This window comes from Methylobacterium planeticum, assembly GCF_008806345.1.
Lineage (GTDB): Bacteria > Pseudomonadota > Alphaproteobacteria > Rhizobiales > Beijerinckiaceae > Methylobacterium > Methylobacterium planeticum.
The window spans coordinates 47,877-71,841 of sequence record NZ_VZZJ01000020.1 but is presented as its reverse complement, the minus strand read 5'-3'; the positions used below and the strand labels follow the sequence as shown (position 1 = coordinate 71,841).

The following is a 23,965-nucleotide window of genomic DNA, read 5'->3' as shown; positions in this document are numbered from 1 at the left end:
GGCGGGGACGGGCGGACAACGCCCAGGTGCATCCCTTCTGCCCTGGCTCCAAAGGAAACAGAATGATCACCGACCGTCGTTCCATTCTCGCCGGCATCGCGCTCGTCGCCGCCACCCCGGCCTTTGCCCAATCGGCCTCGCCGACCAGCCGAGCGACGCTTGCAGCGGCGCCGACGGACATCAAGATGGCCGCGCAATTCTACTCCGCCGTGATCCCGCGGGCCGAGATGTCGCTTTCGACATCGCAACTCGGTGTCGAGAAGGCGACCAACCACAACGCGCATGAATTCGCGGGTTTCGAACTCGGCGAAGCCATCACCGTCAACATGGTGATGAAGGACATCCTCGTGACGGTGCCGCCAAGGGACAAATCGGCCGAGAAGGCGCTCGTCGAGAAGATGACGGCCGACAAGGGTGCCGCGTTCGACCGGGCCTACATCGCGTTCCAGCTGGAAAACCACGAGTTCCTGCGCGACCTCGCCGACGGCTTCCTGGCCAACTCAGCCGGCGCGACCGATCCGGCCGAGAAGCAGGGCCGGCATCTCGCCGCGGTCATGCTCGCCGTCTTCAAGGAACACGTCGCGATCTGCAAGCGCATCTCGGGCGAGCTCAAGGCCTGACGCAACGGCTTCTAGGCCGGGTTCGCGCGGCCGGCCCACAACCATCCCACACCCTCGAAAGAGAGATTTGATCCATGACGCACCCATTCAGAACTTTGCTCGCCGCCCAACTCATGGCGGGCGTCGCGCTGGTCGCGGCTCCTGCCTACGCCCAGGCGCCGGCACCCGAGACAGTGTCCTCGGCCATCGCCGAGAGCCCCGATAGCGGCACCATGAAGCGGGCTGACAAGGACATGCTCCGCGTCCTGCAGACGATGCAGGAGCTCGGCGTGAAGCCGACCGAATCCCGCACGGTCGAGGAAGCCCGGACCCAACCGACGCCGGGCGATGCCGCCAAGGCGATCCTGAAGTCCGAGGGCAAGGACCCGGTCGCTCTCATGGCGGCCATGAAGGTGTCCAAGAAGGACATGACCTATCCGGTCGCGGGCGGCACGCAGGCGGTGCGGGTCTACACGCCAGAGGGCGCCGGATCGGCTCCCCTCCCGGTGGTCGTCTATTATCATGGCGGCGGCTGGGTGATCGCGACGATCGACACCTACGAGGCCTCGGCCTTGGCGCTCGCCAAGAAGGCGAACGCGATCGTGGTCAGCGTCGAGTATCGCCACGCGCCGGAGAACAAGTTCCCGGCCGCCCATGAGGACGCCTTCGCGGCCTACAAGTGGGTTCTAGCCAATGCCGGCCAGTTCGGTGGCGATCCTGCCAAGATCGCGGTGGCGGGAGAGAGCGCGGGCGGCAACCTCGCGGCCAACGTCGCCATCATGGCACGCGACGGCAACGTACAGGCGCCGGTGCACATGGTGCTCGTCTATCCCGTTGCTGGCACTGACATGACGACGCCCTCCTACGTGGCCGACCAGAACGCCATGCCGCTCTCCAAGGCCGCGGTCGGCTGGTTCGTCGACAAGACGCTGGCCAAGCCCGAGGACGCGAAGAGCCCGATGCTCAACCTGACCACGGCGGCCGACCTGAAGGGCCTACCACCCGCCACGGTCATCAACGCGGACATCGACCCGCTCCTTTCGGACGGCGCGATGCTGGCCGACAAACTCAAGGCGGCCGGCGTGAAGGCGACGCACGTCAGCTACAAGGGCGTCACCCACGAGTTCTTCGGGCTCGACGCCGTGGTGGCGGATGCCAAGACGGCGCAGGACGTCGCCGCACGCGACCTTAAGGCCGCTTTCGGAACGTCGAGCCGCTAGTTCCCGACCGACCTGATGGACTCCGCATGGCGTTGGCTTGATGCCATGCGGGTGTTCACCATCGCCCCGTGCGCGCCGGTAGCGAATGGAATACACACCTACCTGCAAAAGAGCGTCCGGCTCTGGCGTGCTTGATACGGTAACGGTGCGGCGCACGAACACAAACGAGCTGCGTTTTGTAAGGTGGCTTCTTACGAGTGACCTACCGTTCCGAACGTCACAGCATGCCAACCCAACCGTCCGAGTTGGGTCGACACCGGCCCGAAAGGCTAGGACCACTTCGGCCCGTTCGTCACGCGATAGCGGTCCTTCTGGTTTCAGGCATCGCGGTGGGAAGCGCGAATGACTGGGTCGGGTCGGTAGGGGCCTGTCCGCTTTCCGGCCCCGCCGCCTGTCTCGAAGCAGGTTCGCTATCGTCAGCCAGTTGCTGCAGCGGCCGTGATCATACCGTCCTTCATCACCCTGCCGGCATGGGCAGGTTGGGAGATGAGCGATGGGACATTCAGAACACGACCCAGCTTTCAAAGACCTACGCCCCTGGAACGCAGGCCGCAAGCTCGGCGCCAAACAAGCCCTCAAACCGCAGCAGGTCTGGGCCATCCGCTTCTGGCTCGATGGCGAGCGGCGCGTGCGCGACCGTGCCATGTTCGACCTCGCCATCGACAGCAAGCTGCGCGGCTGCGACATCGTCAAGCTGAAGATCGGTGATCTCGTGAGCGGCGGCCGCGTCCGCTCGCGGGCTATCATCATCCAGCGCAAGACTGGGCGGCCCGTGCAATTCGAACTGCTGGAACCGGCCCGCACCAGCATGCTTGCTTGGCTGGAGTGTCGGGGTGGTGCACTCAATGAGTTCGCCTTTCCGAGCCGCACCGACCACGCGGCTCACATCAGCACGCGACAGTACGCCCGGCTGGTGGACGAGTGGGTGTCAGGTATCGGCCTACGGCGAGAGGATTATGGGACGCACTCGCTACGGCGGACGAAGACTTCGTTGATTTACAAGCGGACCGGTAACTTACGCGCGGTTCAGATCCTGTTGGGCCACACGAAGATCGAGAGTACCGTGCGCTACCTTGGCGTCGACATTGAGGACGCGCTTGCGCTGGCGGAAGGCACCGAAATCTGAGCGTCGGGCTCCTCGGCGCAGTCGAGGAGCCCTCGAACTGCCGGACCGCTTCGCGCCCATCCTGGTCATTCGGCGGCCTTCGGCGCCGGCCTTGAAACAGACACCAGCTCAGGCCGCATCACAGGTCCCACTCGAACCGCGTCGGAACCCTCAAAGTAAGGGGACATGCGAGATGGGGCCTCGGTAACGCCATTTTAAATGACGATGAGCTGTTACGCTGCTGCAGCGGCAGCGTCCTCGAACAGCCGGTCGTAATCTGTGCGTTCCCTGTGGCCATCGCGGAGCCGGTCCAGCAATCCGGGCACCATCTCGGCTCAGCGGGTCAGAGCGACGCGCTGGATCTCGCCCGTCATCTTGTTCGGCGGCTTGCTCGCGACCGGCGGTAGCACCGTCGTGTTGTGGCAGTCGACCCAGCTTCGAGATCGGCTGACCTTTCTGCACGCAACCGAGATTGAGCTTCGCACGATCGAGAGTCAGTTTCGCACATACACAGCTCTGCTGCGCGGCGGCGCCGGTCTGTTCGCAGCAAAGAACGACACCGTCTCGCTGACGGAGTTTCGCTCTTTCGTAGAGAGGATCGAGTTTCAGAGCCGCTATCCTGGCGTTCTGGGGATCGGCTTCACGCCGAACCTGCCGGCAGTTGAGCGGGAGAGCTTCGCCGTCCGTGCCGAGGCGCTCGGGGTGCCCAACTTCCGCGTCCGCCCGGAGACAAGCAATGCGACGGTCAGCCCCGTGCTGTTTGCCGAGCCGCCAAACCCGCGCAACCAGGCAGCGATCGGCTACGACGTGATGTCGGACCCGGTGCGACAAGACATGGTCGAGCGCGCCCGTGACACTGGCTTGGCAGCAGCCTCGGCACGCATCCACCTCGTGCAGGAGATCGATAGGAACAAGCAGGCCGGCTTTCTGGTCGCCATGCCAGTCTATGCTGGGGGGGCCGTCCCACCCACGCCGGAGGAGAGACGCAACCGATTCATCGGCTTCGTCTTCGGCGCGTTCCGCGCCGGCGATCTGTTCGGCACGATCGTCGCGGCTGAAGCGGAGGAAGACGCCGCCTTCGCCGTCTATGACGGCGAGCCGAGCGCGGCGACGCTCTTGCATCGGTCCAAACGCGATCCGCAGGCGGCAGCTAGCGCGCGCTACACACGGCGGGCCAATCTTGAACTTGGCGGCCGCGCCTGGACGGTGCTGTTCGAAAGCCGGGCCTCGTCTCGGCGCGCATCGTCCTTCAGCGAGGTCTGGCTCGTTTGCATCGGGGGGATGTTCTTCACAATCATCCTAAGCCTTATCGCGCGCCGGCAACGCCGTATGCAGGACGAGGTCTACTACCTCAACGCATCGTTGGAGGCTCGGGTCGAGGAACGGACCCGCGACTTGCGACTGGCGAACGACCAGATCCGGCAAGCCGGTGAGGAACGCGCGCGGATTGAGGAGACGCTCCGCCAGAGCCAGAAGATGGAGGCGGTCGGCCAGCTCACAGGTGGGCTCGCCCACGACTTCAACAACCTGCTCGCCGGCATCTCGGGCAGTTTGGAGCTGATGCAATCCCGTATGCAGCAGGGGCGGTTCAACGATGTCGACCGCTACATGAGCGCCGCGCAAGGGGCGACCAAGCGCGCCGCGGCCCTGACGCACCGCCTGCTCGCCTTCTCGCGCCGCCAGACGCTCGACCCCAAGCCCACCGACGTGAACAGGCTAGTCGCCGGCATGGAAGAGCTGATCCGCCGTACGGTGGGTCCCAACATCGCCATTGAAGTCGTCGGTGCGCCCAACCTCTGGCCCACGCTCATCGACCCGCCGCAACTTGAGAACGCGCTGCTGAACCTCTGCATCAACGCCCGCGACGCTATGCCGGAGGGTGGCAGGGTCGTCATCGAGACGGCCAACCGTTCGATCGACCGGCAGGGGGCTCTGCGGCAGGATATGGCAGCCGGCGAATACCTCTCCCTGTGCGTGACCGACACCGGCATGGGCATGCCGCGGGATGTGATTGCCAAGGCTTTCGACCCGTTCTTCACGACGAAACCCACTGGCCAGGGCACAGGGCTCGGGCTCTCGATGATCTACGGCTTCGTCAAGCAGTCGGGCGGTCAGGCGCGGATCCACTCCGAAGTCGGCCAAGGCTCGACGGTCTGCCTCTACCTGCCACGCTACTCCGGCAAAGCCGAAGCGGAGACATTCGGCACGACGCGGGCGGCCTTGCCGTTGGCTCAGGCAGGCGAGACGGTGCTTGTCGTCGACGACGAATCGACCGTGCGGATGCTCGTGGCGGACGTCCTGGCTGAGCTCGGCTACACGGCGATCGAGGTGGCCGACAGCGCCTCGGGCCTGAAGGTGCTCCAATCGGACGTACGCATCGACCTGCTTGTGACCGACGTCGGTCTGCCGGGGGGGATGAACGGGCGCCAGATGGCTGACGCGGCCCGCATCGGCCGGCCGAGCCTGCCCGTGCTGTTCATCACGGGCTACGCCGAAAACGCGCTGCTGACCAATGGACAGTTAGAGCCCGGCATGGCGGTGCTAACCAAGCCGTTCGCAGTGGACACGCTCGGCGCCCGCATCCGAGAGATGCTCGCCCACACGCACCACTGACCCCGCAGCCGGTCCGGAAAGCGCCATGAGCCGACCTTGGGCCGAAAGGCACTGAACCGCCGCTTCCAACTCTTCTCAGACCCTCAGAAGGTCCGCTTTCAGGCCGGTTGCCAGACGATAATCTACGACCGGCAAGGCTGGATCTCAGCGGGTCCGCTTTGGAGCAGAGATGCATGGAAGCGGACATCCTCGCTGATCCCGCTCACGACCCGTTGCCGACCCTCGCGAGGTCCGCTTCGCGACAGTTGGATGGACGGCGGTCGAAGACCGGAATGAACAATGCCCTGCCGGCCTGAGTCGAGACGTAGGTTTGCTGGAAGCGGACACGGCACGAGCGGTGCTGGGAATGCCGGCAAGTCGGTTTCCGCAACCGGTTAGAGCTCGGTCCACGCCGCCCGGACCGGGCCGCTCGCGGTGTCGGGCTTCGAGTCACCGATGAAGATGACCACCGGACCGTGATCGGCCCGCCGGGGGTCGTAGAAGTCGAGCAGTTCGGGGTAGCGGCGCTGGAAAAAGTCCGGATGCAGCCCCTCCCGGCGCAGCAGGCGATCGATGACGACCTGATCCCCATGGACGGCGTTCGGCACTGGTCCGCAGGCGCCGGGCGCCATCCAGCGCTCGGGCTCCGCCGCGAAGGCGGCGTAGAGGAAATCCAGCGTTCCGCCGGGCCATCGCAGCAGGGCGCTGGAGACGCGGCCCTTGTGGAAGTAGTCCTCCATGGCGGTGAGGCCCGGCTCAGCCAGGGCATCGGCCGGCCCAGTCAGAACGGTATCGAGGTCGCAGAGCAGCGTCGGCCCGGTTGTGAGCCCGGGGCGGAAGGCTTCCATCTTCGCCCACCAAGCCGGCCAGTCGTGACGGAGCGGCACCCGCTCAACGTCGGCCACCGCGAGGGGAAGATCCGTGAGGCAGAGGATCCGGTCGAAGGCCGGGGCGTGGCGGCGCACGCCGCGGGCAAGGCGCTCGACCCAGGTTGCGTCGTAGCGGCCGGCGCTCTTCAGGACAGTGATGAGAGTGGACATCGGATGCACGGGTTCCTGCTCGGAGCAGTCACGGATGACAAGGATGGAGCCGCAGCTGTCCGTCCGCCTCGGCCTGCCGGAACCAGGCGCGCTCGGCCGCCCACGGATGGCCGGGCCAGCCGTCGAAGCCGAAGCCATAGGCTTCGATCGAGCCGTGCCCGAGGGGGCCGCCGAGGAGGAACGCCAGCGTCACCAGGAAGCCGGTGCTCGGGTTGGGCCGCCCGACCGTGCCGGCAGCGAGACGCCGCCGAGCCCCCTCGTGGAGGTCCTCGGACAGGATGTGGATGGGTCTGCCGAGGGGAGCCAGCCGAGCCACCGCCTCGCGGGTCCAGCACACCTGTTCGAGCCGGTTGTGCTTGGCGGGGAGCCTCGGGAAGGGCAAGATGAAGGCGTCCGCATGCCGGACCACCGGGCGATCTAGGAAGCGCGGATCGGCAAGCCATTCGCGCATCTGCCCGCCGCGATTGACCAGGGCAAGGTGGGTGACCCGGGACCCGGCGCGGCCCCCGAAACCCGGCGCGTTGTTAAAGCGCACGACGCGGGGCGCCCCGTCGATCGCGGCGGCGGCGTCGAGCCCCGGAGCGTTACCGACGATGGCGACGGGGCTCGAAGCGAAGACGGACAGGTCGAGCATGCGCGGAGAGTCGACCTGGGCGTCCGTTGCGGCAAGGGTTGGCGGAGCAGCAGAGGTATGGCGCCGGCCCGGCGCGACAAGGGCCCTGCGGTGGAGGCGGGAGGCCGGACGTGCGGGAAAGGGGCCGCGACCGATGATGCGCCGATGCTTCGTCTGCGCGGCCGACATGCTCGGGCCGAGCGCCCGGCGCCTGCTCTACCCGAACGGGCGGGACCGGGCGTTTCCGATCGCCTGCGGTTCCTGCGGCCTTTTGCTGGAGGTGGAGGCCGATCCGACGAGATGCCGCGCGCACCTGGCCGAACGTCTCGCCGGCCCGGTCTTCAGCCCCGACCCGGACGCGCCCTATGGCCTCGACCTCTACACCCTCCGCAGCGCCGCGACCGGCCACGCTCGCGGTGTCCGGCCCGTGGATGAGGCCGGGCGTATGGCTCTGCGCCAGCCGCACGACCGGTGCGCCGCGCACGGAAACCTCTACGCGCTCGACCTTGCGGTGGGTCCGCCCGTCTCCCTTGGCCTGCTCTGCCGCCCGGAGGCTTTGGCGGCCGTCCTCGCGGCGCTCGCGATCCATGTGGCATGGACCGACGACATCGTGGTCCTCCTCGACGCGTCGGCAAGGCCGGTACGGGCGGTTCAGGCCACCGGAGGTCTCCGGGGCTCCGTGCGGGTGGGCGCTCGACCCTTCGGGCAGGACTTCGCCGCACAGCGCAATGCCCTCCAGGATCTCGCCCGCCATTCCTGGATGCTGCAGCTCGACGCCGACGAGACCCTGGCCGCCGAAGCCGGGCGGCGCCTGCCAGCACTGGCGGCCCTGGCCGAGGCGGGGGACGTCGTCTCGATCGGATTGGCGCGCCGGAACCGCGTCGACGGCATCCTCTCGGATGTCTACCCGGACGTGCAGTACCGGCTGAACCGGCGCTCCGTGCGCTATGCCGGCCGCGTACACGAGCGGCCCGTGCTCGACGGCGGCTGGCCGCGCAGCCTCATCGCGCTGCACGGCGCGATCGAGCACCATCTCGACCGCGCCCACGTCCTGGCGCGCTCCCGGCACTATGAGCGCCTCGCGCCCGGGCACGGCCGCCCCGAGGAGGAAGCCGCGCTGCTGCGCCCCTACCAGGACTGAGACGGCGAGCGCGGGCGCACACGGCGCCTCGGGCTGGGTCGGGCCGCCGCGATGGCCAGAGCGTAGAGATCGAGTGTTTCGCGTGCCAGGACCCTCCGGGTGAACAGGCCGGACGCCGCGAGAGCCCGGCTCCGGTAGAGAGCGCGCAGGGCCGGATCGGCCAGGAGCGGGCGCAGGGCCTCCGCCAGGGCCGCGCCGGTAGCCTCCCGTGCCAGGGGGCCCGCCCCCGGCGCGCCCACGAAGGCCCGGGCGCTCGCATCCTGCGCGCAGGCCACCACCGGCCGGCCATAGGCGAGGGCCTCTTGGTAGACGAGGCCGAAGCTCTCGTAGCGCGAGGGGGCGAGCACCGCGTGGGCTTCCGCATAGGCCTGCGCCAGTTCCCCGGCCGGTACCCGCCCCCGAGCGCGGATGCGGGCCCGCGCTGCCACGGGCAAATCGTCCGGCAGATCCTCCGGGGGCACCCCGACGAGGTCCAGTCGGAAGGCTGAGATAGTGCCCCGCTCCGCCTCGTCGGCCAGGATTGCAACCGTGCCGAGGAGCGCGTCGAAGCCCTTGCGCGCCTCCGCCCGGCCCACGAAGAGCAGGCGCACAGGCTCCGTTTCGCCCGGGTAGGGGGCACCACGCGCCGCCGCGAGGATCTCCGGTGGCAGACTGAGGCCGATCACCGCCTCGGGCTGGCGCCCGGACAGGCCGTAGCTTCGAGCAATCACCGCCCCGTGCGCTTCGGTGTTGGCGATGAGCCCGGCGCTGCCCCGGGCCTGGGCGCGCTCCAGGGCATCGGCTGCGGTGCCGTCGAGGCGGTCGCGCAGGGTGGCAGGGGCGTCGCGCGTGAACGCGGCGGGCGTCGAGCTTCGGGTCACCAGCGGAAGGTCCGGGCGTCCGGTCAGCAGGGCGGCGGGAGCGTACCAGTTCGTGGCTTCCGCGACTTCGAACGGCTGGCGGGCATGGGCCGCCAGCACGGCGTGCCGGAAGGCGAGCGGCGCGGCGAGATGCCCGGCGGCGCCCCAGCAGCGCAGGCGCGCCAGCCCGCCGCCGGGCGGCAGGGCGAAGCCCGCCACCCTGACGGCGCCGACGCACTCGCAGCCGGTCCGGTCGAGGCTGAAGACCGTGACGTCGGCACCCGCTTCGGCGAGGCTCTCAGCGATCTCCCGGGCCGCGGTCGAGAGGCCGCTCGGGGCCGGGGGGTAGTCCCAGGCGAGGAGGGCGACGCGCATCAGGTGGCCAGCAGGCGCTGGTAGAGGGCGAGGTAGTCGGCCGCCATGCGCGCGGCGGTGAAGCGCGCCTCGAAGCGCTGGCGAACCCGGGTCCGGTCGAGGTGCGCGATCCGTGCCAGCGCCGCCACCGCTTCCGCCTCGGAGGAGACGATGAAGCCGGTCACGCCCTCTTCGACGATCTCCGGCACGGAGCCCCGGTTCCAGGCGACCACCGGGGTGCCACAGGCCATCGCCTCGATCATCACCAGGCCGAAGGGCTCCGGCCAGTCGATGGGAAACAGCAGCGCCCGCGCGCTTCCCAGCAGATCTGCCTTTCGGGCATCGTTCAGGGGCCCGAGATAGGTCGCGTCGTCTGCCAGCAGCGGTCGCACCCGGTTCTCGAAGTAGTCGGGGTTGCCGACATCGATCGTGCCTCCGAGCCGGATCGACAGGCCGGCCGCGCGTGCGACCCGAATCGCAGCGTCCGGCCGCTTCTGGTCGGTCATTCGGCCCACGAAGGCGACGTGCGGACCCGGCTGCGTGCTGAGGGCGTAACGCTCTCGCGCAATGCCATGATGGACGATGCCTGCCCGGTTCACGACCGGGATTCCGGCCTCCTGTGCTGCCGAAATCGCTGCCACCGGCAGATCCGGGAAGCCTGCGAAGAACAGCTTCCGATCGAGTTCATCCACCCGCCAGTGCACCGTCGTGAGGCTGTGGCGCCGGCGCGCACCGAGGAGGGCGGCATGGGCGAACTCGCCGTGACAATGCACGATGTCGAACTGGTCAAGGTGCAGCCGCAGCGCCTCCAGCTGCAGGGCGTCCAGCGCCGCCGGGACACCGGCCGCGACCTGCCCGTGGCGGTGCTCCAGGGCGGCAAGACTCGGATGATCGCCGATGCGCGGCAAGTCTGTCGCACTGTCGGACGGCGCGAACAGCGTTACTTCCACACCCAAGCTTCGCAGCGCCGTGCTGAGGTCATGAACGACCCGCTCCGTGCCGCCATGATGCTCGGGGGGAACGGGGAAGATGTTCGGGGCGATTTGGGCGACGCGGATCACGCTATGGACCTCATCTGACACACTTCTTATCCGCACCTTGCTCAAGACCCTGGCGGCCTGATGTTCGTCTTGCATGTCGCCCTGCAAGGCTGTCTGCGCGGCGGCGGGGTCGTGTTCGGACTCACCGCTGATACGGGCGGTCACATCCGCTACCTGCTCGATCTCGTGGCCGCCTCGGCCCAGGATCGGGACATCGACCGGATCGTAATCGCGACGCGCCTGTTCCAGGGCCTGCTCGGCCCGGACTATGCCGTGCCCGAAGAGGCGATCTCCGACAAGGTCGCGCTCTTGCGGCTCGCGAGCGCATCGCCGGATTACCGCCCCAAGGAGGAGATGCACGCGGAGGTGGACAGCTTCGCGAGCAACCTCATCGCCTGGATCGCAGCGCAGCCCCGGGCGCCCGACCTCATTCACGCCCACTACGCCGATGCCGCCTCCGTGGCGAGGATCGTCGAGAAGGCCCTCGGAATCCCCTTCGTGTTTACGGCCCACTCCCTCGGGCGGGTGAAAGCGGCGATGCTGGGATCAGGCGCCGAGCGCGGTACCGACCTCGCGCGCCGGATCGCCGCGGAGGAGGGCGCGCTGGCCCGCGCGAGCCTCGTCGTCGCCTCCTCCCGCGACGAGGCGGAGGTGCAGTATGCCGGGTACGCGGCCTACGATCCGGGCCGCATCCGCGTCCTGCCGCCGGGCAGCGATCTCGCCCGGTTCGCGGCAGCCGAGGCCCTGCCGCGGGTCGACACCACGATCAATCGGTTCCTGCATGATCCGGGCAAGCCGGTGCTGCTGGCCCTCGCCCGACCGGTGGCACGCAAGAATCTCGGCGCCCTGGTGCGGGCCTACGGGGAGAGCCCAACCCTGCAAGCGTGCGCCAACCTGGTGCTGGTGGCCGGAACCCGCGACGACATCGACGCCCTCGACGGCGACATGGCCGCCACCATGCGCGAGATCCTGGTGCTGATCGACCGCTACGACCTCTACGGGCGCGTGGCCTACCCCAAGACCCATGGCCTGGAGGACGTGCCGGCGCTCTACGCATACGCGCGCGCGCGGGGCGGCCTCTTCGTCAATCCAGCTCTCAACGAGCCCTTCGGGTTGACCCTCCTCGAGGCCTCCGCTGCCGGGCTGCCGCTGGTCGCCACCGACAGCGGCGGCCCCAACGACATCGTGGAGACCTGCGGCAACGGGCTCCTCGTCGATCCGCGCAATCCCGATGCCATCGCTGCGGCGTGCCTGCGCATCCTGGACGATCCCGACCTCTATGCCCGCTGCGTGGCGGGGGGCGCCCGCGCCGCCGCCGCCTATGACTGGGACCGGCACGCCGCGCGCTACCACGCCCTGTTGCGGGCGCTGCTGACTCCTGAGCCGCCCCTGGCGGCGCCGCGCCAACTCCTCGTCTGTGACATCGACAACACGCTGGTGGGCTGCGAGGCGGCGCTCGGCACCTTCCGACGCTGGCGCAGCCGTCAGGCGCGTCTCGCCTTCGGGGTCGCCACCGGCCGCTCCTTCCACAGCGCCATGGCGATCCTGGAGCAGCAGGCCAGCCCGCGTCCGCAGGTAATGATCACCTCGGTAGGATCGGAGATCTACCACCTCGACCCCAACGGCGTGACCTACACGGCGGATGCGGCTTGGCGCGCCATCGTCTCGGCCGGCTGGGACCGGGCTGGCGTGCGTACCGCCCTGTCCGATCTCGATGGCCTCGTGCCCCAGGGACCCCTGGAGCATCGCGGACACAAGCTGAGCTATTTCGCGGATGCGGCGACCGCCCAGCGAGTTCGCGTGGCCCTCGCGCGGGCGGGACTCTCTGCCAACGTGATCCACAGCCACGGGCTCTACCTCGACGTGCTGCCGGAGACGGCCTCGAAGGGCACGGCGGTGGGTCATGTCCGGGCCCTCTACGGCCTGCCCGAGCGGGCCGTGTTCGTGGCCGGCGATTCGGGCAACGACGTCGAGATGCTGCGCGCCCAGACGCAGGCGATCATCGTGGCCAATTTCTCCGATGATCTCGCCAGCAACGCCGCCCTGCAGCACTCCTACGTGGCCCGGGCCTCGCACGCCCGCGGCATCATTGAGGGCGTCGGCCATTTCCGCCGGATGCTGGCCGATGCCAGTTGATCCGTCCGCCGGGTCGTCCTCCGGGCCTCGCGTGAGCGTCCTCACCCTGGTGCGCGGCCGGGCCGACCGCCTGCGCAACCTCATGGCCGGGCTGGCGCGCCAGTCCGTGCACCCGCGCGAACTGATCATCGCCTGGATGCAGCCGGACCGCGCGCCCGACCTGCCGGACCCCGGCTGTCCGGTGCGCCACTGCCACGTGGCGGGGGAGCCGATGCCCCTCGCGGCCGCCCGCAACCGCGCGGCCGAGGCCGCCACGGGCGATCTCTTGACCTTCCTCGACGTCGACTGCATCCCGTCGCCCACCCTCGTGGGGGCCTATCGGCGCGCGGCGATGGAGACCGACGGCCTGTTCCTCGGCGAAGTGCTGTACCTGCCGCCGGGGCTGACGGCGGAGGAGGCCGCCGACGAAGCGGCCCTCGCGCGGCTCGGCCATACCCATCCGGCCCGCCCCGCGATCCCGCCGGAGGCCTTGCGCCGGGAGGCCGATCCCGGCCAGCTCTGGGGGCTGTCCTTCGCGCTGCCGGCCCGGTCCTGGCGCGCCGTCGGTGGCATGGACGAGGCCTATCGCGGCTATGGCGGCGAGGAGACGGACCTCGCCGCGCGCCTCGCCGCCTCGGGGCTGACGACCTACTGGGTCGGGAACGCCCGCGCCTACCACCAGCACCATCCCGTCCACGTGCCGCCGCTGCAGCACTTCGACGCCATCCTGGCCAACGCCGCCCGCTTTCGGGACAGGCACGGGCGCTGGTGCATGAGCTACTGGCTCGGCCAGTTCCGGGCCGCCGGGCTGATCGATTGGGACGACGACGCTCCCGCGATCCGTATCCTGCGCCGGCCGGCCGGCCCCGAGATCGCCGCCGCCCTGCGGCTCGACGCCCTGTTCTCCTGACGGATCGCGAACCCGAGAGCCATGAAGAAACCTATCGCGTTCTTCGTCCATCACCAGGGACGCGGCCACGCCAACCGCACGATGGCGGTGGCGGCCGAGTTCGCCAAGGACCGGCCCGTCTCCGTACTCACCGCCGGCCCGCAGCTGTTCGACGGGTTCTCCCGCGACATCGAGATCGTGCCGCTGCCGAACATGATCGGCGCCGGGGTGCCGACGCCGCGCCTCTACACGGAGCCGACCCCGCAGGTCATGCACTGCGTGCCGCTGGGCCTGACCGCGATGCGCCGGACCATGCGGCGCATCCTCGACCATCTCGACGAGCGCGAGGTCGGCCTCTTCGTCGTGGACGTTTCGGCGGAGATCGCGCTGCTGTCACGCATCGCCAGCGTGCCGGCGGTGCAGATTCGGATGCATGGCGACCGCACCGACATCGGCCATGTGGGCGCCTACGAGGCCTGCGTCGGCATGCTCGCCCCCTTCGACGCGCGCATGGAGCAGGACGATTACCCAGCCGCGCTGCAGGCTAAGACCTTCTACAGCGGCGGCCTTTGCACCAGCGTCGACCGGGTGCCGGATCGGGCCGAGGCCCGCGAAAGGCTCGGCCTCGACCCGGACCGCGAGATCGTCGTGGCGGTGACCGGAGGCGGGGGCAGCGGTACGCCCTACGCGCCACTCACGGTGGCCGCCCGGGCCGCGCCCGAGGCGCTGTGGCTGACCCTGGGGCCGACCCACCGCGAGGGTCACGAGACCGACTTCTCGAACCTGCGCGAACTCGGCTGGGTGCCCTCGGTGACCGACTACCTCGCCGCCGCCGACATCGTGGTGGCCTCCGCCGGCGACAACACCGTCCATGAGGTCGCCCGCGTCGGCGGGCGCCTGATCGTGATGCCCGAATGGCGCTATTTCGGCGAGCAGACCCGCAAGGCCGAGGCCCTGGTCCGGCTCGGGGCCGCCGTCCAGGCCCCGGTCTGGCCGGGCGATCTCCAGGGCTGGCGCGACCTCCTCGCCCGGGCCCGCGCCCTCGACGCAGCCCCGCTGCGGAGCCTCTACGCGCCGGATGCGGCGGCCCGCGCCGCCGGCTGGCTCGAGGACCTGACCGACGAACTCTGGCACGGCGCGGTGGAGCCCGCCGCCCGCACGGTCGTTGCCACCGGCTGACCACCCGCATTCTCCTCGCTCGCCCCCCCCGGAGCCAGACCGCCCCATGTCCACCGTTTCCGTCGTGACCCTGGCCAAGGGACGGCCGGCGCACCTGCGCAACGTGCTCCTCGGCCTGGAGCGCCAGACGCAAGTCCCCACTGAGTTCATCGTGGCGGTGATGCAGGACGCCCCCTACGACCTGCCCGAGGTTGCCTTCCCGGTCCGTCAGATCCTGGTGCCTGGCGCCGAATTGCCGCTGGCGTCGGCGCGGAACCGAGGGGTGGCGGTGGCCGGTGGCGACGCCGTCGTTTTCCTCGACGTCGACTGCATCCCGGCCCCCGGCCTCGTGACCGATTACGCGCGCGGCCTCGCCGAACTCGACGGCCTGCTGATGGGAGAGGTCCTCCACCTGCCCGAGCGCGCCACCGCCGGCGACTGGACCTACGAGGGCTTCGCGGCCTTGGCGGAGCGCCATTCCGACCGCCGGGGCCCCCCGGCCTCCGGTCTGGAGATCTGCCCGGATTACCGGTGCTTCTGGTCCCTGAACTTCGCCATCCGGCGCGACACCTTCTTAGGCTGCGGCGGCTTCGACGAGCGCTATACCGGCTACGGCGGCGAGGACACGGATTTCGGCAAGGTCCTCGACCAAGCCGGCATTCCCATCGCCTGGATGAAGGGCGGACTGGCCTATCACCAGTACCACCCCCACCACATGCCGCCGGTCCACCACCTCGACAGCGTCGTGCGCAACGCCGAACTGTTCGAGGCCAAGTGGGGCTACCGGACGATGGGCCACTGGCTCTACGCCTTCAAGGTCATGGGGCTGATCGACGACACCCCTAACCGGCCCATTCGCATCCTGCGCCGCCCCGAGGCCGGCGACTTCACGCTGACGGGCCAGCAGAGCCACCAGCCCTACAGCAATTCGGCCTCCGTCATCCGCTTCCTCGAGGCGCGGGGCACCGCGGCGACCGCGTGAGGATCGCGCTCCTCGCGCATCTGCGCCATCCGGTGGCGCGGCCCTTCGCAGGCGGCATGGAGGCTTATTGCTGGGCGCTGGCCGACGGGTTGATCGCGCGGGGGCACGACGTCGTTCTGTTCGCCGCCGGGGACAGCGACCCGCGCTTTTCCATCGACCCCGTGATCCCGCTCCACCACGAGCGCAGCTTCCCCGGGCTTGAACACCGAGGCGATGCCGGCCTCGTCGCCCATGTGGATGCCGGATACGCCGCCGCCTGCGACCGGATCGCGGCCGGCGGCTTCGACGTACTGCACAACAATGCGTTGAGCCGCCTGCCGTTGGAGCACCGGCGTCTCGCGGAGATGCCCACCGTCACGTCGCTGCACGTCCCGCCCTACGACGCCCTGCGCTGGTTCGTGACGGACAGCCTCGTGCCCGGACACCAGATCACCGTGACCTCGCAGTCCCAGCGCCAGATCTGGTGGCCCGAGGGCGCTCCGTCGGGGGTGTCCGTGCTCCACAACGGCGTCGATCCCGCAGTCTGGCCCTTCCAGGATCGGGGAGACGGCAGCGCCGTTTGGTCGGGGCGGATCACACCCATCAAGGGCACGCATCTCGCCGTCGCGGCGGCGCAGCGCACCGGCATCCCCCTCACCCTGTTCGGCCCGATCGAGGAGCGGGATTATTGGGAGGCGCGGATTGCCCCGCAGCTCGGTGGATCGATCCGCTACGGCGGCCATCTCTCCGGCGAGGCCCTTGCGGGCGAGATCGGCCGCGCATCGGTTTTTCTGTTCACGCCCTGCTGGGACGAGCCCTTCGGCTTCGTGGCCATCGAGGCCATGGCCTGCGGGGTGCCGGTGGCGGGTCTCGCCATGGGGGCGGCCGCCGAGATCGTCGGCGAGGCCGGCCATCTGGTCCCGCCCGACGACGCCCCCGCCCTGGTCCGGGCGATCGGCGACGCCCTCGCGATTCCCCGGACAATCCCGCACGCACGCGTGCTGCGCCTCTTCACACGCGATCTCTGGCTCGCGCGCTGCGAAGCCCTCTACGGGCTGGCGCGGCGGGCCGCCTAGGGCTGAATGCCCGACGCGCGCCCGATCCCGGGCGTGCGCATCTTCTATCGCGAGTCGCCCTCCGATGAGCCACCTCCCGACGAACCGCCGCGCCATCATCGACGCGCTCTGGCATGGCCGAGATCCGTTCACGAACCCGCCCGACAGCTTGCGCCCCCCCGATCTCCAGGGCTGGCGCAGCCTTCATCCCTTCCTCGACGAGGCTGTCACAGAGTTCCGCCCCGGCGTGATCGTGGAGATCGGCGCCTGGAAGGGGGCCAGCACCCTGCACCTGGCCCGGAGCCTGGAGGCGCACGGCGTCGAGGGGATCGTCATCGCGGTGGATACTTGGCTCGGGGCCGTCGACCACTGGGCCGATGCGACTCTGTTCGGCGAACTCGCCATGGAGAACGGGTATCCCAGCCTGTACCGCACCTTCCTGGCCAACGTGTTGCGGGAAGGGCTGGCTGACCGGGTCGTGCCCCTTCCGCTGGACTCGGTGAATGCCGCCGAACTGATGCGCCTGCGCGGCCTCACCGCCGACGTCATCCATCTCGACGCCGGCCACGAGGAGGCTTCCGTGGCGGCGGATCTCCGGGCATGGTGGCCGGTCCTGCGCCCCGGCGGCCTCCTCATCGCCGACGATTACGACAGCCTGGGCGGTCGCTTCCCCGGCGTGACCCGCGCGGTCGACGCATTCTGCGTCGCGGAACGGGTGCAAGGCCCCTGGTCACAGGGCGGAAAATGCAAGTTTATCAAGCGGCTATAAACCGTGACGTGAAGCTGATGGAAGGGCCGCTTCCGGATAGAGGGGCAGGGTCCGTTCCCCCACCCCATCCGGACCTTCGACGGCCGCATCTCGAATGTCCGCAAGGGGTCATTCGGCACCCTGGGGGCGACGATCCTGCTGGCACGCCGCGGCCATTTCGACCGCGGCGTCCGGTTCAGATTTCGGTCTGCTCTGAGAGGATAAGCGCGTCGTCAACCTCAATGCCGAGGTAGCGAACCGTGCTCTCCAGCTTGGTATGGCCAAGGAGCAGCTGGCAGGCTCGGATATTGCCGGTTCGCTTGTAGACCAGCGCGACCTTCGTACGGCGCAGGCTGTGCGTGCCGAACGCCGAGGGGTCCAGGCCGATCAGGGCAACCCAGCGGTCGACCAGCCGACTGTAGTGCCGCGTCGTTAGATGGTCTCCGAGTCGACTACGGCTTGGAAACAGCCAGTCGCCGGCTTTCAACCTGCGCTCGGTCAGCCAAGCCGTGAGAGCTTCGCGCGTCGGCTCGGTGATCTCGAACGGAACCGGCCTGCCGGTTTTACGCTGGCAGACGGTCGCTCGGGGACGCACGGCGTCGCCCAGGTGGATGTCGCTCACGCGCAGGCCGACGAGATCACACCCGCGCAGCTTGCTGTCGACGGCAAGGTTGAACAGGGCAAGATCTCGCGTGCGGTTTGCGAGCTGGAGGCGCGTGCGCAGGGCCCAGATGTGCTTCGGCTTCAGCGGCGGTTTGGGTCTGACGATACGGCCGCGGTTCCAGGGAACACGTGTGCTGGTGGGAACGGTAACGACTTCGGGCATGACAAGCTCCTGGGTTGAGGAGCTCGTCATGAGGAACCCGATGCTGCCTCTGAGCCCAATGTCGAATGACGGCTCTAAGCAGCGAAAGCCGACATTGGCGTCGGCGGGCCTGGACCGCTTCTCCCGACCCTTCTCGGGCCTTCGGAAAGTCCGGTTGCTGGCAGGTTAGCTAGCCCTGCGCGCCTGGGTCTAGCCGTGTGCCCAGCGCTCCCAGCGACAGCGCTTCCGTGCAGCCTATCATCATCCTCGCCTCGTCTATCGAAGTGCGGACAGGCTTGCTCACTCAGCAGGTGGCGCGAAACGCCCGCGAGCCGGCGGCAACCGTGGGATCTGATGCCTGCATGGCTGGGGTGCTCACGGCACCCCAGCTCTGAATGCCGAACGACTTAGACGCCGCCTGCGATGAACGGCATTGCAGCGGCCAAGACCTGGGCCTTGGTCTGCGGAGCATCAAAAGCTCCATCCCATCCGATGAACCCACGAACCCGCCGCACCTCAGCAGCGTGGCGCGCTTCGACCGAATGAATTTGCAGCGCGGTCGTCAGCACAGGCGTTCCCTGCAGGTTGCCAGCCTGTCCTTTGTAAGCTGCCACGCCAAGATCCTCGAACGTGCTCGACAGCGTGGTGAAGGTATCGAAGCTCTCGAAAACGTCTTGGTACTTGCCGCGAGCCGTGAAGTCGAATGTCGGCTTCGGGATTGCGGCCGTGCCGAGTGCGCCCTGCAACAACCGCACGTGGGCCACTTCGTGCTTAGCGATCTGCTGGAACACGGGCCTGTACCGGCCCGGGATCAGGCCACGCGAGGCGAGCGCGGTCTGGTAAAATTCCGCTTCCAGGTATTCGAGGGTCAGCGCGAAACGGAGAACATCCACCACCTGCCCGGGCAAGCCCTGGGCGAACGCTTCGGTCGAGGCGACGGCCAAGACCGTCGGTGCGGTGGCCAGAGCACCGAGTGAGCCGGCTGCGCGGCTGAACAGCCCGCGTCGTGAGGTCAACCGTGCGGTGAGATCAGGATCGAGAGTGTCGAGAAGCGTGGGCTGTGTGGTCATGTCATCATCCTTGGCAGGGAGAGCAGGTGCAGGCAGGCCGTTCATGGCAGCTGGCTCGCACTGACCGGGGTGACGACGAATGGAGTGGCCTTCGGCAACACCTGCGAGGGCAGCAGCGCGCCGTCGAGGCCGGAGGCATCCACGACGTCGTTGCCGGCGAAGGCAGGGCTGAATGGGTTGAGCAGGTCTCGGATTGTGGCGGCGTGGCGCGCCTCAACAGACACGATAGAGCCAGCTTTGGCGAGAAAGTCTGGGTTGCTCAGGAGCTGACCAGCCCCGTTGTAGGCGGCGACGCCGAGATCCTCGAAAGTCCTGGCGGTGGTCAGCACGCTCTGCCGGCTGCTGAAATTGACCCGCTGGAAATCGACCTGCAGATCCGGGATCGCGTTGCCGCCGAGCGCCGAACGGAAGAACTCGCGGTGGGCCACTTCGTGTTGCTGGATGCCGGTCAGGATCTGCTCGTCGCGGGCGTTGAAGCCGCGATAGGGCTGCTGCAGCACCTGTGTGTAGAAGGCGGCTTCCAGCTGCTCCAGTGCGTAGGCATAGTTGAGGACAGCGAAGTCGCCGCGGCCGAGATCAAGGGCGCCGCCGGCAAGCGAGGCGCCGCGCTGGGCGAACGCCTTGCCGAGGTTCAATTCCAAAAATGAAGCCGAGGCCATTAAGACCCCAGCTCCCTTCAGGAACGCCCGACGCGGCGCAGATGTCGCCTTCCTGCTGTTCTGTAGTTTCGAGTGTTGTGACATTGCGCTTCCCTGCCTCAGTGACGAGCCGCCACCAACCTTGGCAGTAAGAAAAGCGCCACGCTTTCGTACGGTTCCCGTCAAACGGCGTTAAATTCCATGCCGTTGCAAGAAAACTCCATGTCAGAGCAAGGGGGCGCCGAAGTTACTCGCCATTTTAACGCATGTTATATTGCAGCGTGGGGGAAGCCGCGCCGATGTGAGGCAAATTGGCTGCGTGACGTTTATCTTTTTGCGGCGACACAGAATGCATTTTCAATTCAGATCAACCTTGCGAGCCCAGTAAATTGAGACTAATAGAACTGTCACGGGCTCAAATCCCAGCATACCAAGCATAGCCCTGGTCTTCCCAGTATCCTCCATTGCCCTGGCCGATATGGGCGAAGCTCTCAACCACCTCGATCCGCATCACATACTTGGCTTGCTTGTAGCCGAGGTTGCGTTCCAGGCGCAGGCGCAGTGGCGCTCCGTTGGAGACCGGCAGAGCCTGCCCGTTCATGTCGTAGGCAAGAATGGTTTGCGGGTGGAAGGCATCTACAAGGTCGATACTCTCGTAGAACCGCACCGGCGAACCACCTTCGGCGGCGCTGTCCTCGAAGGCTTGCTGCCCGCCCGCGTCCCGCTTGCTCTCGCCGGCGCCCGATTGCTTCGTCATGCTTGGGTTAGCATTGCCGGCCGGCTCCCCTCCGTCCTCGGCCTCTTCGCCGCCCGCGTCCTGCCCCTGGTCCATGGTGTCGGCGCAATGGAACACGATGAAGCGCGCCTCTGGCTTCAAGCGGGCCCGATTGAGGAGTTCAGAGAGCGGCACTCCGGTCCACTTGCCAATGCAGCTCCAGCCCTCAACACAGTCGTGCCGAGTGATCTGGGCGCGGACCGGCAACTTGCGTAATTCGGCGAGTGAGAGATTGAGCGGTGTCTCGACGAGACCGCCAACCTCCAGGCGGTAATCGGCGAACTTGCGCTTGGCCAACGCTTTGTAGGTGCGGTCCGGTGGGTCCTCGGTGCCGTTCGGCTTGAACCACGGCGAGATATCGGACTCGGCATATTCCGGCGCCAGCTTCGCCTCGGTCAGCAGGAGGCGCTGGACGAACATGTTGGCGTCCTCGCCCGTCTTCAGAGTGCGCCTGAACCACTCAGCGTTGCCGAGCCGATCGCAGCCGCTCAGCAGCGCCGAGCCTGCCGCCGCGGCGGCGCCGAGGATGAGGCTCCGTCGGCTGGGTGGCCCCTTCATGCTGTTTTTCCCGTCGATCCCTGGCTTGGTAGCGGCTCGACCCTGCGCTCGATCACGAACCAGCCGGTGAGCATGCCGCGCATGTTGTTCCAGAAGCCCGAGAGCAGCACGAGGACGACATGCACGATGACGAATAGGACGAGCAGCGCCGCCAGGACGAAGTGGACCGTCCGGGCCGATTGCCGCCCGTCGAACAGCGTCAGCAGGAATGGGAAGGCCGCGTTCATCGCCGGCGACATCGCGAGACCGGCCAGAACCTGCACCGGCAGGAGCACGAGCAGCACCACGAGGTAGGCTAGCTTCTGGATGACGTTGTAGCGCTTGGCCTCGTCGCCCTGCGGGAACCGTAGCGTCAGGTGTTCTCGGATCGACGCGCCGAACTGCCGGATCTGATCGCGCGACGGGATGACCCGGAACCGAAGCTGCCCGCTGACCAGCCCATAGATCAGGTAGGCGAGGCCGTTCAGGACGAAGGTCCAGGCGAAGAAGAAGTGCCAGCTTCGGCCGCCGGTGAGGTCCTGGTCGCTCGGCAGGGTCGCCCAGGCCGGGAAGCCGCGGTCGACGGCTTCGCCGTCGGAGCCGGCCGAGGAACCGAGCCAGCCCGTCGTGTCGAAGTTGCGACCCAGGACCGTCGTCATGCCCTTGGGCGGATCGTCCTCGGTGGAAGACATTGCCATCAGCGGCGTGTCGAAGGTCGAGACCTTGCCCCAGTACAGGGCCGGGTGGGCGTTGAAGATTTGCAGGCCGCTCATAAGCAGCACGAGGAGGCAGATCGCGTTGATCCAGTGCGTGATGCGGATGATGACGGGATGCCGGAACATCCATCGGCGACGCTCAACCTCACCGGTCTCGGGAGCGGAGCGGGTGAGGTAGGTACGCGCCAAACGGGCTTCCTCGAAGTCGTAGCTGCCGGGGTGGAGGCCCCTGGATCGGGACCTCCGGATTTGTCGGACGCGTGGAATCACATGCCGCGGTTCATCATCCGCTTCTTCATCATGCGACGCTTCATCATCTGCTTCCGCATCATGCGCTTCTTCATCATCATCCGGTCGCCCTGCATCATGCGGACCTGGGTGACGCCGCTCTCGGACTGAAGGCCGTTGACGGACATCGGTGCGGCCGTGGCCGAACCGGCAGCTAGGGCGATGCCGCCCAGGGCGGTCAACGCGGTCAGGGCAAGCGTAAATTTCTTCATGAAGTATCTCCTGTAGAGGCGAATGTCTTATTCTACCCCAACGGCAACAAAATCCTTCTACGATGGTTCCAAAAAAAGCATATCAATGTTTTACAGTATAATATTTTAACAATACTCATCGCGCACGGAAGCCAAAGGCTTCGAGCACGGGAACGATCCGTCGTCACGCATCGCTACGGGATAGGTTGATGATAAGTTTCAGGTTCTCCAGGCCGTCCGTTCGAGGGCGGTGACCAGGACCCCAAGGTCACCGTTCCATTGTTAGGTCGACGCGATCAACTCCCCGGTCCGACTCCCGAGCGCCTCTATGACGAAGGCCTTGGTCAGGACGGGTTATGCCGGGCTCGAAATGTCCGTTCCCGGGCATCGCGTCGGGGCACCTGAACGACTGGGTCGGCTCGGCTGCGGAACGTCCGCTTCGGGGCGAGGGGCCAGGGTCCGTTTGCCACCGAGGGTGTGTGAAAACGCAGAGGCTGTAGAAGGATCTTCCCTCACACACCTTGAGCAGCACCGGTATAGGCATCCTGACGGGATTTGTGCCGCCACCCAGGATGCACGCATGGTTGCATCGAAGAAGATTGTTCTACAATTTTAGGGCGCGACTGAGTTTTCACACAGCCTGCACTCCATTCGGACCTTCGGCGGCAGCGGTTCGAATGTCCGCTTGGGGTCATTTGGAACCCTGGAGAGCGAGCCCATATACCGACACGCCGCGGCCACTTCGACCGCGGCGCCCGACGTTAGATCTCGGTCTGCTCCGACAGGATCAGCGCATCATCGACTTCGATGCCGAGGTAGCGCACCGTGCTCTCCAGCTTGGTATGGCCGAGCAGCAACTGGCAGGCTCGGATGTTTCCGGTTCGCTTGTAGACCAGTGCGACCTTCGTGCGCCGCAGGCTGTGGGTGCCAAAGGCCGACGGGTCCAAGCCGATCAAGGCGACCCAGCGGCCGACCAGCCGACTGTACTGCCGCGTCGTGAGGTGCTGCCCGCTTCGGCTGCGGCTTGGAAACAGCCAGTCACCCGCTTTCACGCTGCGCGCGGTCAGCCAAGCCGCGAGTGCCTCCCGCGTCGGTTCGGTGATTTCGAACGGAACCGCCCTGCCGGTCTTCTGCTGGCAGACTGTCGTTCGCAGCCGAACCGCATCGCCGAGGTGAACGTCGCTCACGCGCAGGCGGACGAGATCACACCCGCGCAGCTTGCTGTCGACCGCGAGGTTGAAGAGGGCGAGGTCACGCGCGAGATTGGCGAGTTGCAGGCGGGTACGCAGGGCCCAGATGTGCTTCGGCTTCAGAGGTGGTTTGGGTCCGACGATACGGCCACGGTTCCAGGGAACACGAGCGCTGGTGGGGATAGTCGCGATTTCTGGCATGACAAGCTCCTGGGTTGAGGAGCGCGTCACGAGGAGCCCGTCGAGACCATTGAGCCTAGCCTCAAATGGCGGCCCGTTGCAGCAA

At 67.6% G+C, this 23,965-nt stretch carries 22 protein-coding genes; 11 read left to right on the top strand and 11 right to left on the bottom strand.

What is annotated here, in order from left to right:
- Positions 1-62: 62 nt before the first annotated feature.
- From F6X51_RS20085 to F6X51_RS20070, 4 genes are all read left to right on the top strand, one after another.
- Complete coding sequence (locus F6X51_RS20085; RefSeq protein WP_191970187.1) at positions 63-620, top strand: DUF305 domain-containing protein; 558 nt, start codon at positions 63-65, stop codon at positions 618-620.
- Positions 621-694: 74 nt separating this feature from the next.
- On the top strand, positions 695-1,819 hold the full coding sequence (locus tag F6X51_RS20080; RefSeq protein ID WP_150965449.1) for an alpha/beta hydrolase: 1,125 nt from the start codon (positions 695-697) through the stop codon (positions 1,817-1,819).
- A 493-nt stretch (positions 1,820-2,312) separates the two neighbouring features.
- Positions 2,313-2,945 carry a tyrosine-type recombinase/integrase gene (locus tag F6X51_RS20075; RefSeq protein WP_150965448.1) on the top strand — a complete coding sequence of 211 codons (633 nt, stop codon included), beginning with the start codon at positions 2,313-2,315 and terminating at the stop codon, positions 2,943-2,945.
- A gap of 354 nt (positions 2,946-3,299) precedes the next feature.
- Positions 3,300-5,537, top strand: coding sequence for a CHASE domain-containing protein (locus tag F6X51_RS20070; protein ID WP_246696913.1), 2,238 nt, complete (start codon positions 3,300-3,302; stop codon positions 5,535-5,537).
- A gap of 374 nt (positions 5,538-5,911) precedes the next feature.
- On the opposite strand, the gene F6X51_RS20065 is transcribed toward F6X51_RS20070, so the two are convergent.
- A complete protein-coding gene (locus F6X51_RS20065) occupies positions 5,912-6,556 on the bottom strand; it encodes a hypothetical protein (RefSeq protein WP_150965447.1) in 645 nt (214 codons plus the stop codon).
- A gap of 28 nt (positions 6,557-6,584) precedes the next feature.
- The gene (locus F6X51_RS20060) at positions 6,585-7,190 is read right to left on the bottom strand and encodes a hypothetical protein (RefSeq protein ID WP_150965446.1); all 606 of its coding nucleotides are present in this window, start codon (positions 7,188-7,190) and stop codon (positions 6,585-6,587) included.
- Positions 7,191-7,326: 136 nt separating this feature from the next.
- Between F6X51_RS20060 and F6X51_RS20055 the strand changes: the two genes are divergently transcribed.
- Complete coding sequence (locus F6X51_RS20055; RefSeq protein ID WP_150965482.1) at positions 7,327-8,310, top strand: glycosyltransferase family protein; 984 nt, start codon at positions 7,327-7,329, stop codon at positions 8,308-8,310.
- Here the strand turns inward: F6X51_RS20055 and F6X51_RS20050 are convergent.
- Both F6X51_RS20050 and F6X51_RS20045 read right to left on the bottom strand, forming a co-directional pair.
- The gene (locus tag F6X51_RS20050) at positions 8,298-9,524 is read right to left on the bottom strand and encodes a glycosyltransferase family 4 protein (RefSeq protein WP_150965445.1); all 1,227 of its coding nucleotides are present in this window, start codon (positions 9,522-9,524) and stop codon (positions 8,298-8,300) included. The two genes, F6X51_RS20055 and F6X51_RS20050, sit on opposite strands and share 13 nt — an antisense overlap.
- Entirely contained in the window at positions 9,524-10,564 is a 1,041-nt protein-coding gene (locus F6X51_RS20045; protein WP_150965481.1) for a glycosyltransferase family 4 protein, read from the bottom strand. Before F6X51_RS20045 ends, F6X51_RS20050 begins: the two co-directional genes overlap by 1 nt.
- Positions 10,565-10,624: 60 nt before the next feature.
- Between F6X51_RS20045 and F6X51_RS20040 the strand changes: the two genes are divergently transcribed.
- The 6 genes from F6X51_RS20040 to F6X51_RS20015 all read left to right on the top strand — a co-directional run bounded on the left by F6X51_RS20040 (position 10,625) and on the right by F6X51_RS20015 (position 17,490).
- Positions 10,625-12,679, top strand: a complete 2,055-nt coding sequence (locus F6X51_RS20040; protein ID WP_150965444.1) for an HAD-IIB family hydrolase — start codon at positions 10,625-10,627, stop codon at positions 12,677-12,679.
- A complete protein-coding gene (locus F6X51_RS20035) occupies positions 12,669-13,568 on the top strand; it encodes a glycosyltransferase family 2 protein (RefSeq protein ID WP_150965443.1) in 900 nt (299 codons plus the stop codon). The genes F6X51_RS20040 and F6X51_RS20035 overlap by 11 nt, the downstream gene beginning before the upstream one ends.
- Before the next feature lie 21 nt (positions 13,569-13,589).
- Positions 13,590-14,726, top strand: a complete 1,137-nt coding sequence (locus F6X51_RS20030) for a glycosyltransferase (RefSeq protein WP_150965442.1) — start codon at positions 13,590-13,592, stop codon at positions 14,724-14,726.
- A gap of 46 nt (positions 14,727-14,772) precedes the next feature.
- The gene (locus F6X51_RS20025; RefSeq protein WP_150965441.1) at positions 14,773-15,687 is read left to right on the top strand and encodes a glycosyltransferase family 2 protein; all 915 of its coding nucleotides are present in this window, start codon (positions 14,773-14,775) and stop codon (positions 15,685-15,687) included.
- Positions 15,684-16,742 carry a glycosyltransferase gene (locus F6X51_RS20020; protein ID WP_150965440.1) on the top strand — a complete coding sequence of 353 codons (1,059 nt, stop codon included), beginning with the start codon at positions 15,684-15,686 and terminating at the stop codon, positions 16,740-16,742. The genes F6X51_RS20025 and F6X51_RS20020 overlap by 4 nt, the downstream gene beginning before the upstream one ends.
- 64 nt (positions 16,743-16,806) lie before the next feature.
- On the top strand, positions 16,807-17,490 hold the full coding sequence (locus tag F6X51_RS20015) for a class I SAM-dependent methyltransferase (RefSeq protein WP_150965439.1): 684 nt from the start codon (positions 16,807-16,809) through the stop codon (positions 17,488-17,490).
- Between the two features lie 175 nt (positions 17,491-17,665).
- On the opposite strand, the gene F6X51_RS20010 is transcribed toward F6X51_RS20015, so the two are convergent.
- From F6X51_RS20010 to F6X51_RS19980, 7 genes are all read right to left on the bottom strand, one after another.
- Complete coding sequence (locus F6X51_RS20010) at positions 17,666-18,295, bottom strand: tyrosine-type recombinase/integrase (RefSeq protein ID WP_150965438.1); 630 nt, start codon at positions 18,293-18,295, stop codon at positions 17,666-17,668.
- 386 nt (positions 18,296-18,681) lie between these two features.
- Positions 18,682-19,344 carry a ferritin-like domain-containing protein gene (locus F6X51_RS20005; RefSeq protein WP_150965437.1) on the bottom strand — a complete coding sequence of 221 codons (663 nt, stop codon included), beginning with the start codon at positions 19,342-19,344 and terminating at the stop codon, positions 18,682-18,684.
- A gap of 41 nt (positions 19,345-19,385) precedes the next feature.
- A complete protein-coding gene (locus F6X51_RS20000; protein WP_210250326.1) occupies positions 19,386-20,003 on the bottom strand; it encodes a ferritin-like domain-containing protein in 618 nt (205 codons plus the stop codon).
- A 394-nt stretch (positions 20,004-20,397) separates the two neighbouring features.
- Entirely contained in the window at positions 20,398-21,315 is a 918-nt protein-coding gene (locus F6X51_RS19995; protein WP_150965435.1) for a molybdopterin-dependent oxidoreductase, read from the bottom strand.
- Positions 21,312-22,136, bottom strand: a complete 825-nt coding sequence (locus tag F6X51_RS19990; RefSeq protein ID WP_150965480.1) for a cytochrome b/b6 domain-containing protein — start codon at positions 22,134-22,136, stop codon at positions 21,312-21,314. Before F6X51_RS19990 ends, F6X51_RS19995 begins: the two co-directional genes overlap by 4 nt.
- A 140-nt stretch (positions 22,137-22,276) precedes the next feature.
- Positions 22,277-22,510 carry a hypothetical protein gene (locus tag F6X51_RS19985; RefSeq protein WP_150965434.1) on the bottom strand — a complete coding sequence of 78 codons (234 nt, stop codon included), beginning with the start codon at positions 22,508-22,510 and terminating at the stop codon, positions 22,277-22,279.
- Positions 22,511-23,250: 740 nt separating this feature from the next.
- Positions 23,251-23,880: a tyrosine-type recombinase/integrase gene (locus tag F6X51_RS19980; protein WP_150965433.1), complete on the bottom strand. Its 630-nt coding sequence runs from the start codon at positions 23,878-23,880 to the stop codon at positions 23,251-23,253.
- Positions 23,881-23,965: the final 85 nt, after the last annotated feature.

Bases quoted from the DNA above. Each gene is read 5' to 3' on its own strand.
- F6X51_RS20025 (WP_150965441.1), top strand. From the start codon at position 14,773: ATGTCCACCGTTTCCGTCGTGACCCTGGCCAAGGGACGGCCGGCGCAC.
- F6X51_RS20010 (WP_150965438.1), bottom strand. From the start codon at position 18,295: ATGCCCGAAGTCGTTACCGTTCCCACCAGCACACGTGTTCCCTGGAAC.
- F6X51_RS19980 (WP_150965433.1), bottom strand. From the start codon at position 23,880: ATGCCAGAAATCGCGACTATCCCCACCAGCGCTCGTGTTCCCTGGAAC.
- F6X51_RS20075 (WP_150965448.1), top strand. From the start codon at position 2,313: ATGGGACATTCAGAACACGACCCAGCTTTCAAAGACCTACGCCCCTGG.
- F6X51_RS20085 (WP_191970187.1), top strand. From the start codon at position 63: ATGATCACCGACCGTCGTTCCATTCTCGCCGGCATCGCGCTCGTCGCC.
- F6X51_RS20030 (WP_150965442.1), top strand. From the start codon at position 13,590: ATGAAGAAACCTATCGCGTTCTTCGTCCATCACCAGGGACGCGGCCAC.
- F6X51_RS20015 (WP_150965439.1), top strand. From the start codon at position 16,807: ATGAGCCACCTCCCGACGAACCGCCGCGCCATCATCGACGCGCTCTGG.
- F6X51_RS19985 (WP_150965434.1), bottom strand. From the start codon at position 22,510: ATGAAGAAATTTACGCTTGCCCTGACCGCGTTGACCGCCCTGGGCGGC.
- F6X51_RS20040 (WP_150965444.1), top strand. From the start codon at position 10,625: ATGTTCGTCTTGCATGTCGCCCTGCAAGGCTGTCTGCGCGGCGGCGGG.
- F6X51_RS20050 (WP_150965445.1), bottom strand. From the start codon at position 9,524: ATGCGCGTCGCCCTCCTCGCCTGGGACTACCCCCCGGCCCCGAGCGGC.
- F6X51_RS19995 (WP_150965435.1), bottom strand. From the start codon at position 21,315: ATGAAGGGGCCACCCAGCCGACGGAGCCTCATCCTCGGCGCCGCCGCG.
- F6X51_RS19990 (WP_150965480.1), bottom strand. From the start codon at position 22,136: ATGTTCCGGCATCCCGTCATCATCCGCATCACGCACTGGATCAACGCG.
- F6X51_RS20000 (WP_210250326.1), bottom strand. From the start codon at position 20,003: ATGGCCTCGGCTTCATTTTTGGAATTGAACCTCGGCAAGGCGTTCGCC.
- F6X51_RS20060 (WP_150965446.1), bottom strand. From the start codon at position 7,190: ATGCTCGACCTGTCCGTCTTCGCTTCGAGCCCCGTCGCCATCGTCGGT.
- F6X51_RS20035 (WP_150965443.1), top strand. From the start codon at position 12,669: ATGCCAGTTGATCCGTCCGCCGGGTCGTCCTCCGGGCCTCGCGTGAGC.
- F6X51_RS20065 (WP_150965447.1), bottom strand. From the start codon at position 6,556: ATGTCCACTCTCATCACTGTCCTGAAGAGCGCCGGCCGCTACGACGCA.
- F6X51_RS20080 (WP_150965449.1), top strand. From the start codon at position 695: ATGACGCACCCATTCAGAACTTTGCTCGCCGCCCAACTCATGGCGGGC.
- F6X51_RS20005 (WP_150965437.1), bottom strand. From the start codon at position 19,344: ATGACCACACAGCCCACGCTTCTCGACACTCTCGATCCTGATCTCACC.
- F6X51_RS20055 (WP_150965482.1), top strand. From the start codon at position 7,327: ATGCGCCGATGCTTCGTCTGCGCGGCCGACATGCTCGGGCCGAGCGCC.